Below are 15,631 nucleotides of genomic sequence, written 5' to 3'. Positions count from 1 at the left end.
CTGGAGCGCATGGGACACGTGCGCATCAACCCGAGCATCCTCGCGGCCGACTTCGTCAACATGCAGTCCGAGTTGCAGCGGATCGACACCGCCGACCTGGTGCACGTGGATGTGATGGACAACCACTTCGTCCCCAACCTGACCTTCGGCCCGCAGATGGTCGGCCGGATCCAGGACGTCAGCCCGATCGCGCTCGACGTGCACCTGATGATCGACGATCCGGACCGCTGGGCCCTCGGGTACGCCGAGCTGGGCGCCTACTCGGTGACCTTCCACGCCGAGGCCGCCCACGACCCGATCTCGCTGGCGCGCCGCCTGCGCGCGATCGGCTCGCGGGCCGGCATCGCCCTGAAGCCGGGCACCGCCGTCGAGCCGTACCTCGACCTGTTGGAGGAGTTCGACCAGGTGCTCGTGATGACCGTCGAGCCGGGATTCGGCGGCCAGTCGTTCATGCCCGAGATGATGCCCAAGCTGGTCGCCCTCCGCGAGGCGGTCGAAGCGCGCGGCCTCGACGTCTGGCTGCAGGTCGACGGCGGCGTCACCGAGGAGACCATCGTGACCGCCGCCACCGCGGGCGCCGACACCTTCGTCGCGGGCTCCAGCGTGTTCCGCGGCGAGCCCGCCGAGCGCATCCAGGCGCTCCGGGACGCCGCCTCGGCGCACGCGCACTGACGCGCCCGCTACGCTAGAACGGTGAAAACCTTCGACGACCTCTTCGCCGAGCTGAGCGACAAGGCGCGCACCCGACCGGAGGGTTCCGGCACGGTCCGCGAACTGGACGCCGGCGTGCACGCCATCGGCAAGAAGATCGTCGAGGAGGCCGCCGAGGTGTGGATGGCCGCCGAGTACGAGTCCGACGAGGCGCTCGCCGAAGAGGCCTCCCAGCTGCTCTACCACCTGCAGGTCCTGCTCCTCGCGAAGGGCCTGACCCCGGCCGACGTGTACCGACATCTGTGATGGCTCGCCCCCATCCACTGCTCGTCGACACGAAAGACCCAACATGCTGAAGATCGCCGTCCCCAACAAGGGATCCCTCTCCGAGACCGCGGCGCAGATGCTGCACGAGGCCGGCTACGTCGGCCGCCGCGACCCCAAGGAGCTCATCGTCACCGACGCCCGCAACGGCGTCGAGTTCTTCTACCTCCGGCCGCGCGACATCGCGACCTACGTCGGCTCCGGCGCGCTCGACGTGGGCATCACCGGCCGCGACCTGCTGCTCGACTCCGGTTCGCCGGCCGCCGAGATCGAGGCCCTCGACTTCGCCGCGTCCACGTTCCGTTTCGCCGGCCCCGCAGGGGTGTTCACCGAGCTGGCCGACCTGGAGGGCAAGCGCGTCGCGACGAGCTACCCGGGCCTGGTCGGCGCGTTCCTCGGCGAGAACGGCGTCAGCGCGTCGCTCATCAAGCTCGACGGCGCCGTGGAGTCGGCCGTGCGGCTCGGCGTGGCGGACGCGGTGGCGGACGTGGTCGAGACCGGCTCGACGCTGCGCAAGCAGGGGCTGGAGATCTTCGGGCCGGTGATCCTCGAGTCGGAGGCGGTGCTCATCTCGTCGCCCGCCGGCGCCGCAGGCGTCGACACGCTGGTCCGCCGCCTGCAGGGCGTCATGGTCGCCCGCCAGTACGTGCTCATCGACTACAACCTGCCGGTGGCGCTGCTGGATGCGGCCGTCGCCCTCACGCCGGGCGTCGAGTCCCCGACGGTGTCGCCGCTGGGCGAGCCCGACTGGGTCGCCGTCCGCGTGATGATCAAGCGCGACCAGACCAACCACATCATGGACGCGCTGTACGAGCTGGGCGCGCGCGCCATCCTGGTCACCTCCATCCACGCCGCGAGGATCTGATGGGCGTCTCGGTCCGCGTCATCCCCTGTCTGGATGTGGCCGCCGGCCGCGTCGTGAAGGGCGTCAACTTCCAGAACCTGCGCGACCAGGGCGACCCGGTCGAGCTCGCCGCCCGCTACTTCGAGCAGGGCGCCGACGAGCTGACGTTCCTGGATGTGACCGCCACGGTCGACGACCGCGCCACCACCTACGACGTGGTGCGGGCGACGGCCGAGCAGGTCTTCATCCCGCTCACGGTCGGCGGCGGCGTGCGCAGCCCGGAGGATGTGGCGAAGCTGCTCGGCCACGGCGCGGACAAGGTGGGCGTCAACTCGGCCGCCATCGCGCGCCCGGAGCTGATCGCCGAGATCGCGGCGCGCTTCGGCGCGCAGGTGCTCGTGCTGTCCCTGGATGTGAAGCGCTCGGCGGCCACGCCGTCCGGTTTCGTCGTCACCACGCACGGCGGCCGCACCGAGACCGACCTGGACGCGCTGGAGTGGGCGCGCCGGGCGATCGAGCTGGGCGCGGGGGAGCTGCTGGTCAACTCCATCGACGCCGACGGCACCAAGGAGGGCTTCGACCTGGAGCTCATCCGCGAGATGCGCGCGCTGAGCACGGTCCCCGTGATCGCGTCGGGCGGCGCCGGCAGGCTCGGCGACTTCGTGCCCGCGATCGAGGCGGGGGCGGACGCGGTGCTCGCCGCGAGCGTGTTCCACCAGGGCGAACTGACCATCGATCAGGTGAAGGACGAACTGGCCGCGGCCGGGATGGAGGTCCGACGATGAGCGACACCGCGAACACGACGAAGCCAGAGGCGGTGCTGGAGCGCATCCGCTTCACCGACACCGGCCTGGTGCCCGCGATCATCCAGCAGTACGACACCCGCGAGGTGCTGATGATGGGGTGGATGGACGCCGAGGCGTTCCGCCGCACCATGACCGAGGGCCGCGTGACGTTCTGGTCTCGCTCGCGCAAGGAGTACTGGCGCAAGGGCGACACGTCGGGCCACGTGCAGTACGTGAAGGGCGTCGCGCTCGACTGCGACGGCGACACGCTGCTGGTGACCGTCGACCAGATCGGCGCGGCCTGCCACACCGGGACGCGCACCTGCTTCGACGCGGACGTGCTGCAGCCCGAGGTGGGCGCGAGCCCGGACATCGAGGCGGCCGACCTGTGATCCGGATGCCCGCCGCCACGACCGAGCGCGAGGCGTTCGACGCGCTCGTGGCGGACCATCGCGTCGTCCCCGTGGTCCGCGAGCTGTTCGCGGACGGGGAGACGCCGGTCGGCATCTACCGCAAGCTCGCCGCGGGCCGCGCGGGGACGTTCCTGCTGGAGTCCGCCGAGCAGGGCGGGATCTGGTCGCGCTTCTCGTTCGTCGGCGCTGCCTCTTTCGGGGTGCTCACGCAGCAGGACGACGACGTGCGCTGGCTCGATTACGGCCTCGCCGCCGAGCGCGCGCTCGGCACGGCGTCGACCCTGCGCCCGCTGGAGGCCCTCGCTGCGCTCCACGCGCGCTGGCAGACGCCGCGCATCCCGGGGCTGCCGCCGCTGACCGGTGGACTCGTCGGCTTTATCGGCTGGGAGGCCATCCGCCAGATCGAGCGGCTGCCCGACGCGCCACCGGCCGACCTCGACGTGCCGGGCCAGGCGCTCGCGTTCGTCGCCGACCTCGTCGTAATCGACCACCGCTCCGGCTATGTGAAGCTCATCGCCAACGCCCTGGCCGACGGCACCGACGACGCCGAGACGCTGTGGGCGGATGCGCAGGCCCGCCTCGACCGCATGCAGCGCGAGCTCTCGCAGCCGTCCGAGGCGTGGCTGGAGGAGGTCGACCTCCTCACCCCGGCCGAGCCGACCTCCCGCACGCCACGCGAGGACTTCCTCGCGTCCGTGGTCACGGCGAAGGAGCGCATCGTCGACGGCGACATCTTCCAGGTCGTCATCTCGCAGCGCTTCGAGCTGGAGTGCACCGCGCCCGCGCTCGACGTCTACCGCGTGCTGCGGGCGCTCAACCCGAGCCCGTACATGTACCTGCTGTCGCTCGAGAAGCCGGACGGCGAGGCGTACCAGATCGTCGGATCGTCGCCCGAGGCGCTGGTGAAGGTGCAGGAGGGGCGCGCCTTCACGCATCCCATCGCCGGCTCACGCCCGCGCGGCGCGACCCCCGAGGAGGACCTCGACCTGGAGGCGTCCCTCCTCGCCGACGACAAGGAGCGCGCCGAGCACCTCATGCTCGTCGACCTCGCCCGCAACGACCTGCTGAAGGTGTGCGCGGCGGGCACGGTCGAGGTCACGGAGTTCATGCGCATCGAGCGGTTCAGCCACATCATGCACATCGTCTCGTCGGTCGAGGGCGACCTGCGCCCGGACGCGACCGCGATCGATGTCTTCCGCGCGACGTTCCCGGCGGGGACGCTGTCGGGGGCGCCGAAGCCGATGGCGCTCCGGATCATCGACGAGCTGGAGCCCGCACAGCGCGGCGTCTACGGCGGCGTGATCGGCTACTTCGACTTCGCCGGGGACGCCGACCTCGCCATCGCGATCCGCACCGCGACCATCCTCGGCGGGGTGGCGCGCGTGCAGGCCGGCGGGGACTGGTCGCCGACTCGGTGCCCGAGAGCGAGTTCCAGGAGTCCGTCAACAAGGCCGCAGCGCCGCTGCGCGCGGTCGCGGTGGCGAACGCGATGAAGCGGGTTCCCAATGCCGGCTGATGTGAGAGCCGGGCGCCGGGTCAAGTACACGACGATGCTGCTCCTCGTCGTGGGGAGCGGCCTGGCCCTGCTCGCCGCGACGCAGACCTGGTTCAGCATCCGGCTGACCGACACCGCGAACCACTCCGCCACGATCTCCGTGGCCGGATCGGTGGCCGCTCCGGCGCTCACCGCGCTCGCGCTCGCGGGGCTGGCCCTGACCGCCGCGCTGGCGATCGCGGGTCCGGTGTTCCGGATCGTGCTCGCGCTGCTCGGCATCCTGCTCGGGGTCTCCGTGCTCCTCTCGGCGATCACCGCGGTGTCGGATGCGGTGCGCGCCTCCGCCTCCGCCATCACCTCCGCGACCGGCGTGGCCGGCGACGCCTCCGTCCGCCACCTCGTCCACTCGGTCGAGACGCAGTTCTGGCCGTGGCTCGCCATCGTCGCCGGTGTCGTGATCGTGCTCGCGAGCGCGGCCGTCATCGTGTTCTCGCGCGTCTGGCCCGGGCCGTCGCGCAAGTACCAGACCCGGTTCGCCGGCGAGGACGGGCGCCCGGCTGAGGAGGTCGTCGCCGACGCCGCGGACGACGAGGACACCCCGGAGGACGCTGCCGGCGACACGCCCGAGGGCCCCCAGACCCTCGACCGCGACACCGCCATCGACAGCTGGGACGAGCTGACGCGCGGCGACGACCCCACGCGCTGAGCCACTAGACTGGGTGCGTTCCATCCCCCGTGCGCGCCCGGCGGCGCGCACCCGACGTGCAGGAGTCCCATGAGCAGCGAGTCAGTCGAACCAGGCCACGGTCACTCGCCGGCGGCGTGGACGGCCGTGATCATCATGCTGGTCGCCTTCACCATCGGCGCGATCGCGTTCTTCTTCGACGCCCCGATCATCGTCTGGGCTGCGGCGGGACTCGCCGTGATCGGCCTCATCGTGGGCTGGGTCATGAAGCGCGCGGGCTACGGAGTGGGCGGCTCCAAGTACACCCCGAAGGGCCACTGATCCGTGCTCGCCGACCTCGTCGCCGGCGCGCTGGAAGACGCTGACCGGCGACGCTCCGAGCGTCCGCTCGCCGAGGTGGAGGCCGCGGCGCTCGCCCGTCCGGCCGCGCTCGACGCCCTGGCGGCGCTCGCGCCCGGCGAGCGCGTGAAGATCATCGCCGAGGTGAAGCGCGCGAGCCCGTCCCGCGGATCGCTCGCCGCCATCCCCGACCCGGCCTCCCTCGCCGTCTCGTACGAGACCGGCGGCGCCAGCGCGATCAGCGTGCTGACCGAGGAGCGCAAGTTCCACGGCTCGCTCGCCGACCTCGAGGCCGTGCGCGACGCCGTGTCCATCCCGGTGCTGCGCAAGGAGTTCGTCGCCGATCCGTACCAGGTGTTCGAGGCCCGTGCCGCGGGCGCCGACCTGGTGCTGCTGATCGTAGCGGCGCTGGAGCAGAAGCAGCTGGTCGAGCTGCACGAGCTGATCACCCAGCTCGGCATGACCTCCCTGGTGGAGGCGCACTCGGCCGACGAGCTCAGCCGCGCGCTCGACACGGGCGCCGGCCTCGTGGGCGTGAACGCCCGCGACCTCACCACGTTCGAGCTGGATCGGGACCTGTTCGGCCGCCTGGCCGGCAGCATCCCGTCCGGCGTCATCCGCGTGGCGGAGTCGGCCGTGAAGTCGGCCGACGACGTCGCACACTACCGGGCGGCGGGCGCCGATGTGGTGCTCGTCGGCGAGGCGCTCGTGACGAGCGACCCCGTCGCGACGCTCGAAGAGTTCCTGGGAGTCTGATGTCCCTCCGCACTGAGCAGGGTCCGTACTTCGGCGACTTCGGCGGGCGGTTCGTCCCCGAGTCGCTGGTCGCAGCGCTCGACGAGCTGTCGGCGGCGTGGGAGGAGGCGAAGGCCGACCCGGCGTTCCACGCCGAGCTGGACGAGCTGCACCGCACCTACACCGGCCGTCCGTCGATCATCACCGAGGTGCCGCGGTTCGCGGAGCACGCAGGCGGCGCACGCATCATCCTGAAGCGCGAAGACCTCAACCACACCGGTTCGCACAAGATCAACAACGTGCTCGGGCAGGCCATCCTCACCAAGCGCATCGGCAAGACCCGCGTGATCGCCGAGACCGGCGCCGGCCAGCACGGCGTCGCCACCGCGACCGCGGCCGCGCTGTTCGGCCTCGAGTGCACCATCTACATGGGTGAGGTCGACACCGAGCGCCAGGCGCTCAACGTCGCCCGCATGCGCCTGCTCGGCGCCGAGGTGGTCGCGGTCAAGACCGGTTCGCGCACCCTCAAAGACGCGATCAACGACGCGATGCGCGACTGGGTCACCAACGTCGAGAACACCAACTACATCTTCGGCACCGTCGCGGGGCCGCATCCCTTCCCGGCGATGGTCCGCGACCTGCAGAAGATCATCGGCGAGGAGGCGCGGGAGCAAGTGCTCGCGCTGACCGGCCGTCTGCCCGATGCGGTCGCGGCGTGCGTCGGCGGCGGGTCGAACGCGATGGGCATCTTCCACGCATTCCTCGACGACGAGGACGTCCGGCTGATCGGCTACGAGGCCGGCGGCGAGGGTGCGGACACCCCGCGTCACGCGGCCACGATCACCAAGGGCCGACCGGGCGTGCTGCACGGCGCGCGCTCCATGCTGCTGCAGGACGAGGACGGCCAGACCATCGAGTCGCACTCGATCTCGGCGGGCCTCGATTACCCGGGCGTCGGTCCCGAGCACGCGTGGCTCGCGAAGATCGGTCGCGCCGAGTACCTGCCGGTCTCCGACGCGGACGCGATGGACGCGCTGCGCCTGCTCAGCCGCACCGAGGGCATCATCCCGGCGATCGAGTCCTCGCACGCCCTTGCCGGCGCGCTGGCCCTCGGCCGCGAGCTGGGGCCGGAGGGCCTCATCCTGGTGAACCTCAGCGGGCGCGGCGACAAGGACATGGAGACCGCCGGCCGCTACTTCGACCTCATCGACGAGAGCGCGGTGCAGTCGTGAGCGGGGTCGCGGTGAGCCGCGTCGCCGACACGATCGCGCGGCGCAACGACGAGGCGGCGGGCGCGCTGGTCGGCTACCTGCCTGCGGGTTTCCCGGACCTCCGCACCAGCGTCGACGCCGCGGTCGCGCTCGCCCAGAACGGCGTCGACGTCATCGAGCTCGGCCTGCCGTACTCCGACCCGGTGATGGACGGCACGGTCATCCAGGCGGCCACCCAGCAGGCGCTGGGCGCCGGGTTCCGCCTTCGCGACGGCTTCACCGCCGTGCGCGAGATCACGGCGCAGGTCGACATCCCGGTGCTCGTCATGACGTACTGGAACCCCGTGCTGCAGTACGGCGTCGACCGCTTCGCCGACGACCTCGCCGAGGCCGGGGGAGCCGGGCTCATCACGCCCGACCTCATCCCGGACGAGGGCGGTGACTGGCTCGCCGCCTCCGACCGCGTCGGCCTCGACCGCGTCTTCCTCGCCGCGCCCAGCTCGACCGACGCGCGTCTGAAGCAGGCGGTGGAGTCCAGCCGCGGCTTCGTCTACGCGGTCTCGACGATGGGCATCACCGGAGCACGCAGCGACGTGGATGCGGCGGCGCGCACGCTCGTCGGCCGCCTCCGCGAGGCGGGAGCCACCAGCACGTGCGTCGGCCTCGGCATCTCCACGGCCGCCCAGGTGGCTGAAGTGCTGGAGTACGCCGACGGCGCGATCGTCGGCTCGGCGCTGGTGAAGGCGCTCGGCGACGGCGGCGTGGAGGCGGCCGGGCGCGCAGCCGCCGAGCTCGCGGCCGGAACGCGGCGCGGCTGACCGCGCCCTAGACTAATCTCGCAGCGCGACACCTCGTGCGCTGTGCATCCTGATCGAAAGGCAGTCCTCGGGTGACCCTGACCATGAGCAGCTGGTACGCCAGCATCCCCAGCCCCGGGCCGGAGTGGCAGCAGATCCCGATCGACATCTTCGGGCTGCACTGGCGCATCCAGACGTACGCGATCATGATCCTCATCGGCATCGTCGTCGCCGCGATCTGGACGTCGCGCCGCCTCACCAAGCGCGGCGCGGAGCCTGGCGTGGTGCTCGACATCCTCATCCCGGTCGTGGTGCTCGGCATCGTCGGCGCACGGCTCTACCACGTGTTCACCCACCCGGGCGATTACTTCTACCCGGGCGCCGACCCGTGGAAGGTGTTCGCGATCTGGGAGGGCGGCAACGCCATCTTCGGCTCGCTGCTCGGCGGCGCGGTCGGCGCCTGGATCGGCTGCCGCTGGACCGGCATCCGGTTCTGGACCTTCGCCGACGCGCTGGCACCGGCACTGCTGCTCGCTCAGGCGATCGGCCGCCTCGGCAACTGGTTCAACCAGGAGCTGTTCGGCCTGCCGACCAACCTGCCGTGGGGCCTCGAGATCGACTCCACCAACAAGGCGATCCCGGTCGGGCTGCCGGACAACACGCTGTTCCAGCCGCTGTTCCTCTACGAGATCATCTGGAACGTCATCGGCGTCGTGGTCCTCGTGCTCATCGAGCGCAAGTGGCACCTCCAGTGGGGCAAGCTGTTCGCCGTCTACCTCGTCTGGTACGGCCTCGGCCGCTCCTACCTGGAGTCGATCCGCATCGACCCGAGCGAGTTCTCGTTCCTCGGCATCCCGACCAATGTCTGGGCCGCCTTCGCCGCGGTGGTGCTCGGCGTGATCATCTTCCTCGTGCAGTCCCGCCGTCACCCCGGACTCGAGCCCAGCCCCTACCGGCCGGGTCGTGAATGGGTGCGTCCCGATGCTGAGGTAGACTCGGACGACACGGACCTGGATGACGAGGGCGCCGCCGACGTAGACGGCGCACCTGCCGGGTCCGCTTCGGCCAAGGCCACAAGCCCCACGAACGGATGAATTCCGACGGCACGAAGTAACCGTCGAGGCGATCCCACGCACTGACCGCACCGAACAGCCCGATCGCACCCGGATCGGGCGGAGCGGCGGAACCCCTCCCAGCACGGGCCGAAGGCGTCCCCGCATTCCACATCCCCACATCCACGACACTGTGAGGACGGTCGACAGATGGCGCTCACGCCTCCCCATTCCCGCTTCGGGACCGTGCCAGGCCCGCAGGGCCTGTACGACCCTGCCCACGAGAAGGACGCCTGCGGCCTCGCCATGGTCGCGACGCTCCGCGGCACCGCCGGGCACGACATCATCGACGCGGCGCTCGAGGCGCTGCGCCACCTGGAGCACCGCGGTGCGGTCGGCTCCGACGCCGGCACCGGCGACGGCGCGGGCATCATCACCCAGGTTCCGGACGCTTTCCTGCGCGCAGTGGTCGACTTCGAGCTGCCCGCCGCCGGCCGCTACGCCGTCGGAAACGCCTTCCTCCCGAGCGACGAGCAGACGCGCGCCGAGATCAAGGCCGCGCTCGAGGCGATCGCCGGCGAGCACGAGCTGACCGTGCTCGGCTGGCGTCCCGTCCCGGTGCGCCCGGAGGAGCTCGGCACGCTGGCCCGCCAGGCCATGCCGGTCATCGAGCAGCTGTACGTCGCCTCCACCCGCGTGGACGAGAACGGCGAGCAGGTCTCCGGCATCGCCGTCGACCGCCAGACGTTCTTCCTGCGCAAGCGCGCCGAGCGCGAGCTCGACCTGTACTTCTCGTCGCTCTCCAGCCGCACGCTCGTCTACAAGGGCATGGTGACGACCCTCCAGCTGGAGCCGTTCTACCCCGACCTGTCGGACGAGCGCTTCGCGTCCAAGCTGGCGCTGGTCCACTCGCGCTACTCGACGAACACCTTCCCGTCGTGGCCGCTCGCGCAGCCGTTCCGCATGATCGCGCACAACGGCGAGATCAACACGGTTCAGGGCAACCGCAACTGGATGCGCGCCCGCCAGTCGCAGCTCGAGAGCGAGCTGCTCGGCGACCTGCGCCCGATCTTCCCGGTCGTCACTCCCGGCGCGTCCGACTCGGCCTCGTTCGACGAGGTCGTGGAGCTCATCTCGCTCAGCGGCCGCCCGCTCCCGCACGCCGTGATGATGATGGTTCCGGAGGCGTGGGAGAACCAGACCGAGATCGACCCGGTCCGCCGCGCGTTCTACGAGTACCACTCGATGCTCATGGAGCCGTGGGACGGCCCCGCCGCGATCGTCTTCACCGACGGCTCCCTCGTCGGCGCGACCCTCGACCGCAACGGCCTCCGCCCCGGGCGCTACGTCGTCACCAACGACGGCCTCGTCGTGCTCGCCTCCGAGATCGGCGTGCTCGACATCGAGCCGAGCCGCGTCGTGCGCAAGGGCCGCCTGCGCCCGGGCCGCATGTTCCTGGTGGACACGGTCGCCGGCCGTCTCATCGAGGACGAGGAGATCAAGTCCGAGCTCGCAGCCGCCGCTCCCTACGGCGAGTGGCTGGACGAGGGCCGGATCAACCTGAAAGACCTGCCGGAGCGCGAGCACATCGTCCACACCCCGGCGTCGATCGTGCGCCGGCAGCGGACGTTCGGCTACACCGAGGAGGAGGTCCGCATCCTCCTGAAGCCCATGGCGACCACAGGCGCCGAGCCGCTCGGCGCGATGGGGTCCGACACCCCGGTCGCCGTCCTCTCCGAGCGTCCGCGCCTGCTGTTCGACTACTTCACGCAGCAGTTCGCGCAGGTCACGAACCCGCCTCTCGACTCGATCCGCGAGGAGGTCGTCACCTCGCTGAAGCTCGGCCTCGGCCCGGAGCGCAACCTCCTGACCGCCGGTCCGGAGCACGCGCGGCAGGTCGTCCTCGACTTCCCGGTGATCGACAACGACGAGCTGGCGAAGATCCAGCACATCGACCCGCGCCCGGGCAGCACGCTCACCACGACCGTGCGCGGCCTGTACCGCTCCGACGCGGGTCCCGACGCGCTCGAGCGCCGGCTGGCCGAGATGTGCGACGAGGTCGACGAGGCGATCGCGAACGGCGCGCAGTTCATCGTGCTGAGCGACCGCGACTCCACGAAGGACCTCGCGCCCATCCCGTCGCTGCTCATGCTCGCCGCGGTGCACCACCACCTCATCCGCTCCGAGACCCGCATGAAGGCGGGCCTCATCGTGGAAGCGGGCGACGTGCGCGAGGTGCATCACGTCGCGCTGCTCATCGGCTACGGCGCCTCGGCGATCAACCCGTACCTGGCGATGGAGACCTGCGAGGAGCTCGTCCGCAGCGGCATGATCACCGGCGTCAGCCCCGAGAAGGCCGTGAAGAACGTCATCAAGGCGCTCGGCAAGGGCGTGCTCAAGATCATGTCCAAGATGGGCATCTCGACCGTGTCGTCGTACGCGGGCGCTCAGGCGTTCGAGGCCGTCGGTCTGTCGCAGGCGTTCGTCGACCAGTACTTCACCGGCACGACGAGCAAGCTGGGCGGCGTCGGGATCGACGTCATCGCCGCCGAGAACCTGGCCCGGCACGACAGCGCGTACCCGTCGGAGGGTGCGGCGCTCGCGCACGAGCGGCTCGCGACCGGCGGCGAGTACCAGTGGCGCCGCGACGGCTCGCCGCACCTCTTCAACCCGGAGACGGTGTTCCGGCTGCAGCACTCGACGCGTACGCGCCGGTACGACGTCTTCCGTGAGTACACGCAGCTCGTCGACGACCAGTCCGAGTCGCTGATGACCCTGCGCGGGATGTTCTCCCTCAAGGAGGGCGAGCGCCCGCCGGTGCCGATCGAGGAGGTCGAGCCCGTCTCGTCCATCGTCAAGCGGTTCTCGACGGGTGCGATGAGCTACGGCTCCATCTCCAAGGAGGCGCACGAGACCCTCGCGATCGCCATGAACCGGCTCGGCGCCAAGTCGAACACCGGCGAGGGCGGCGAGGACCTCGACCGCCTGCTCGACCCGGAGCGCCGCAGCGCGATCAAGCAGGTCGCGTCCGGCCGGTTCGGCGTGACGTCGATGTACCTGACGCACGCGGACGACATCCAGATCAAGCTCGCCCAGGGCGCGAAGCCCGGCGAGGGCGGCCAGCTGCCGCCGACCAAGGTGTACCCGTGGGTCGCGCGCACCCGTCACGCGACCGCGGGCGTCGGCCTCATCTCGCCGCCGCCGCACCACGACATCTACTCGATCGAGGACCTCAAGCAGCTGATCTTCGACCTCAAGCGCGCCAACCCGGGCGCCCGCGTCCACGTCAAGCTCGTCTCCGAGTCGGGCATCGGCGCTGTCGCGGCCGGGACGGCGAAGGCGCTGGCCGACGTCATCCTGGTCTCCGGCCACGACGGCGGCACCGGCGCGTCCCCGGTCAACTCGCTCAAGCACGCGGGCACGCCGTGGGAGCTGGGACTGGCCGAGACGCAGCAGACGCTGATGTTGAACGGGATGCGCGAGCGCGTCGTCGTGCAGGTCGACGGCCAGCTGAAGACCGGCCGCGACGTCATCGTCGGCGCCCTGCTCGGCGCCGAGGAGTTCGGCTTCGCGACCGCTCCGCTGGTCGTCTCCGGCTGCATCATGATGCGCGTCTGCCACCTCGACACCTGCCCGGTCGGCGTCGCCACGCAGAACCCGGAGCTGCGCTCCCGGTTCTCGGGCAAGCCCGAGTTCGTCGTCAACTTCTTCGAGTTCATCGCCGAGGAAGTGCGGGAGTACCTCGCCGCCCTCGGGTTCCGCACCCTCGACGAGGCGATCGGGCACGCCGAGCTGTTGGATGTGGACCGCGCGATCGAGCACTGGAAGGCGTCCGGCCTCGACCTGTCGCCCATCCTGCACGGCCCGCAGTTCGGTCCCGAGGCGCCGCGCAAGAACGGCCGCGAGCAGGACCACGAACTCGAGCACCACTTCGACGTGCAGCTGATCGAGGCGGCCGAGGACGTGCTGACGAACGGCGGCACTCTGCAGTTGTCGCTGCCGATCCGCAACACCGAGCGCGCCGTCGGCACCATGCTCGGCCACGAGGTGACCGTCCGCCACGGCGAGAACGGCCTTCCGGCCGGCTCGATCGACATCACGCTGACCGGTTCGGCCGGCCAGTCGCTCGGCGCGTTCCTCCCGTCGGGCATCACGCTGCGGCTGGAGGGCGACTCCAACGACTACGTCGGCAAGGGGCTCTCGGGCGGCCAGATCGTCGTCCGGCCGCCGCGGGACAGCGTCTTCCCGGCGGAGCGCAACGTGATCGCCGGCAACGTGATCGGCTACGGCGCGACCCAGGGCAGCATGTTCATCCGCGGCATCGTGGGGGAGCGCTTCCTGGTCCGCAACTCGGGCGCGACAGCGGTCGTCGAGGGCGTGGGCGACCACGCGCTGGAGTACATGACCGGCGGGCTCGCCGTCATCCTCGGCGGGACCGGACGAAACCTCGGCGCGGGCATGTCCGGCGGCACGGCGTACGTCTACGACCTGAAGCCGGAGCGCGTGAACCGCGAGTCGCTCGCGAGCGGCGAGCTCGAGCTCCTGCCGCTCGGCAGCGCCGACATCGAGATCGTGCGCGACCTGCTCGAGCGGCACGTGGCCGAGACGGGATCGGCGCTCGCCACCCGGCTGCTGGACGACTTCGACGCCACGGTGGCGAAGTTCGTGAAGGTGCTCCCGCGGGACTACGCCGCGGTGCTGCAGATGCGGCAGGAGGCCGTCGACGAGGGACTCGACCCCGACGGCGATGTTGTGTGGAACCGGATTCTGGAGGTGACCGGTGGCTGACCCTAAAGGCTTTCTGAAGACGACCGAGCGGGAGCTGCCGAAGCGCCGCCCCGTCTCCGTGCGGCTCATGGACTGGAAAGAGGTCTACGAGGCGCAGGACCCGGCGCAGCTGCGCCGGCAGGCCGGCCGCTGCATGGACTGCGGCGTGCCGTTCTGCCACTCCGGCTGCCCGCTGGGCAACCTCATCCCGGAGTGGAACGACCTGATGTGGCGCGGGGAGGGCCGCCAGGCGATCGATCGCCTGCACGCGACCAACAACTTCCCCGAGTTCACGGGCCGCCTGTGCCCGGCGCCCTGCGAGTCGTCGTGCGTGCTCGGCATCAACCAGCCCGCGGTGACGATCAAGCAGGTCGAGGTCTCGATCATCGACCAGGCGTGGCAGAACGGCTGGGTGCAGCCGCACCCGCCGGAGCGCCTCACCGGCAAGACGGTCGCCGTCGTCGGTTCCGGCCCCGCCGGCCTCGCCGCTGCCCAGCAGCTCACCCGCGCCGGGCACACGGTCGCCGTGTACGAGCGCGACGACCGCATCGGCGGCCTCCTGCGCTACGGCATCCCGGACTTCAAGATGGAGAAGAAGCACCTCGAGGCGCGTCTCAACCAGATGATGGCCGAGGGCACCCGCTTCCGCGCGGGCGTCGACATCGGCGTCGACATCACGTGGGACGACCTGCGCGCCCGCTACGACGCGGTGGTCGTCGCCACCGGCGCCATGGTGCCGCGCGACCTGCCCATCCCGGGCCGCGAGCTCTCCGGCGTGCACTTCGCCATGGAGTACCTGGTGCAGCAGAACAAGGCGGGCGCGGGCGACCAGGTCGCCGACCAGATCACCGCGGACGGCAAGCACGTCGTCGTTCTCGGCGGCGGCGACACCGGCGCCGACTGCATCGGCACCGCCCACCGTCAGGGCGCCGCGAGCGTCACCAACCTCGCCATCGGCCAGCAGCCGCCGGCGGAGCGCCCGAGCCACCAGCCATGGCCGACCACCCCGACGCTGTTTGAGGTCCAGTCGGCGCACGAGGAGGGCGGCAAGCGCGAGTACCTCGTGTCGACCGTCGAGTTCCTCGCGAACGAGTTCGGCGAGGTCCGCGCGCTGCGCGTGGCCGAGACCGAGTTCCTCGACGGCCGTCGCGTGCCGAAGGCGGGCACCGAGCGCGAGATCCCGGCCGATCTGGTCCTGCTCGCACTCGGTTTCACCGGTCCCGAGCAGGACGACCTGTCCTCGCAGCTGGGCCTGCCGTTCGATGGGCGCGGCAATGTCGCGCGCGACGGCCAGTACCAGACCGAGCAGGAGGGCGTCTTCGTCGCCGGTGACGCCGGCCGCGGGCAGTCCCTCATCGTCTGGGCCATCGCCGAGGGCCGTGCAGCGGCTGCGGCCGTCGACCGGTATCTTGAAGGGGAGACGCAGTTGCCGTCTCCCATCCGTCCCACCGACCGCGGCATCCTCGTCTGAGCGACGCCATGCCCGCCCGGCCGGGCGCCACGACCCCCAAATCGCGCCCCCAGCGCAGAATC

Annotated in this window: 13 protein-coding genes and 1 pseudogene; all 14 read left to right on the top strand. The window is 71.0% G+C overall.

Features of this window, described 5'->3' with window-relative positions:
* Positions 1–9: 9 nt before the first annotated feature.
* Positions 10–672 carry a ribulose-phosphate 3-epimerase gene (locus A0130_03610; GenBank protein ID ANF30890.1) on the top strand — a complete coding sequence of 221 codons (663 nt, stop codon included), beginning with the start codon at positions 10–12 and terminating at the stop codon, positions 670–672.
* Positions 673–693: 21 nt separating this feature from the next.
* Entirely contained in the window at positions 694–957 is a 264-nt protein-coding gene (gene hisE / locus A0130_03605; protein ANF30889.1) for a phosphoribosyl-ATP pyrophosphatase, read from the top strand.
* A 43-nt stretch (positions 958–1,000) separates the two neighbouring features.
* Positions 1,001–1,840, top strand: coding sequence for an ATP phosphoribosyltransferase (locus tag A0130_03600; GenBank protein ANF30888.1), 840 nt, complete (start codon positions 1,001–1,003; stop codon positions 1,838–1,840).
* Positions 1,840–2,604 carry an imidazole glycerol phosphate synthase cyclase subunit gene (locus tag A0130_03595; GenBank protein ANF30887.1) on the top strand — a complete coding sequence of 255 codons (765 nt, stop codon included), beginning with the start codon at positions 1,840–1,842 and terminating at the stop codon, positions 2,602–2,604. Before A0130_03600 ends, A0130_03595 begins: the two co-directional genes overlap by 1 nt.
* Positions 2,601–2,996: a phosphoribosyl-AMP cyclohydrolase gene (locus tag A0130_03590; protein ID ANF30886.1), complete on the top strand. Its 396-nt coding sequence runs from the start codon at positions 2,601–2,603 to the stop codon at positions 2,994–2,996. The genes A0130_03595 and A0130_03590 overlap by 4 nt, the downstream gene beginning before the upstream one ends.
* 5 nt (positions 2,997–3,001) lie before the next feature.
* Positions 3,002–4,533 (top strand): annotated as a pseudogene (locus A0130_03585) (anthranilate synthase).
* On the top strand, positions 4,523–5,218 hold the full coding sequence (locus A0130_03580) for a hypothetical protein (protein ANF30885.1): 696 nt from the start codon (positions 4,523–4,525) through the stop codon (positions 5,216–5,218). Before A0130_03585 ends, A0130_03580 begins: the two are co-directional and overlap by 11 nt.
* Positions 5,219–5,287: 69 nt before the next feature.
* Entirely contained in the window at positions 5,288–5,518 is a 231-nt protein-coding gene (locus tag A0130_03575) for a hypothetical protein (protein ID ANF30884.1), read from the top strand.
* A 3-nt stretch (positions 5,519–5,521) separates the two neighbouring features.
* The gene (locus A0130_03570) at positions 5,522–6,292 is read left to right on the top strand and encodes an indole-3-glycerol phosphate synthase (protein ANF30883.1); all 771 of its coding nucleotides are present in this window, start codon (positions 5,522–5,524) and stop codon (positions 6,290–6,292) included.
* Positions 6,292–7,503 (top strand): tryptophan synthase subunit beta, encoded by a 1,212-nt coding sequence (locus A0130_03565; protein ANF30882.1) that lies wholly within the window; start codon positions 6,292–6,294, stop codon positions 7,501–7,503. The genes A0130_03570 and A0130_03565 overlap by 1 nt, the downstream gene beginning before the upstream one ends.
* Positions 7,500–8,300: a tryptophan synthase subunit alpha gene (locus A0130_03560; protein ANF30881.1), complete on the top strand. Its 801-nt coding sequence runs from the start codon at positions 7,500–7,502 to the stop codon at positions 8,298–8,300. The genes A0130_03565 and A0130_03560 overlap by 4 nt, the downstream gene beginning before the upstream one ends.
* 83 nt (positions 8,301–8,383) lie before the next feature.
* Positions 8,384–9,373 carry a prolipoprotein diacylglyceryl transferase gene (locus A0130_03555; GenBank protein ID ANF33278.1) on the top strand — a complete coding sequence of 330 codons (990 nt, stop codon included), beginning with the start codon at positions 8,384–8,386 and terminating at the stop codon, positions 9,371–9,373.
* Between the two features lie 168 nt (positions 9,374–9,541).
* The gene (locus A0130_03550; protein ANF30880.1) at positions 9,542–14,119 is read left to right on the top strand and encodes a glutamate synthase subunit alpha; all 4,578 of its coding nucleotides are present in this window, start codon (positions 9,542–9,544) and stop codon (positions 14,117–14,119) included.
* Positions 14,112–15,569, top strand: a complete 1,458-nt coding sequence (gltD, locus tag A0130_03545) for a glutamate synthase (GenBank protein ANF30879.1) — start codon at positions 14,112–14,114, stop codon at positions 15,567–15,569. Before A0130_03550 ends, gltD begins: the two co-directional genes overlap by 8 nt.
* Positions 15,570–15,631 lie beyond the last annotated feature (62 nt).

The sequence above is a fragment of the Leifsonia xyli genome (genome assembly GCA_001647635.1).
Classification (GTDB): domain Bacteria; phylum Actinomycetota; class Actinomycetes; order Actinomycetales; family Microbacteriaceae; genus Leifsonia; species Leifsonia xyli_A.
Note: the sequence above shows the minus strand (reverse complement) of the source record. Positions and strands in the feature narration are given on the sequence as shown.